The organism is Methylobacterium sp. J-048 (assembly GCF_022829515.1).
Classification (GTDB): domain Bacteria; phylum Pseudomonadota; class Alphaproteobacteria; order Rhizobiales; family Beijerinckiaceae; genus Methylobacterium.
The window spans coordinates 1-373 of sequence record NZ_JAKSYL010000103.1 but is presented as its reverse complement, the minus strand read 5'-3'; the positions used below and the strand labels follow the sequence as shown (position 1 = coordinate 373).

Sequence of the window (373 nt, the reverse complement as noted above, 5' to 3'; positions counted from 1 at the left end):
TCCTCGGCGCAGCTATCGCGTTCCTGACAGCGTTGCTGGCGCTCGGACCCGTCAAAGCTGATCTCCTCAGCGTCGTGCGGATCGTGCTGCAGAAGGGTCGGCACTACGACCCCACCGACCTGTTCTTGCGTAAGGGCGACTCTATCAGCTTGGTCAACGGCGACGACAGCGCGGTGCACCACCCCTTCATCGAGGCCGATCGCTTCGCGTTCGACGCCGGCGACCAGGAACCCGGCAAGCAGGCGAGGCTGACCCTCAAGGAGCCCGGCGACTTCGTGATCGAGTGCGGCATCCACCCAAAGATGAAGCTCACCCTCCACGTCCAGTAGGAGGGCCGCTACGACGGTCCGTCTACCCCACAGCCTCAGATCAC

At 64.1% G+C, this 373-nt stretch carries 1 protein-coding gene; it reads left to right on the top strand.

From position 1 onward, the window contains the following. The first annotated feature begins 32 nt into the window (after positions 1–32). Entirely contained in the window at positions 33–329 is a 297-nt protein-coding gene (locus MKL09_RS07770; protein WP_244019324.1) for a hypothetical protein, read from the top strand. Positions 330–373 lie beyond the last annotated feature (44 nt).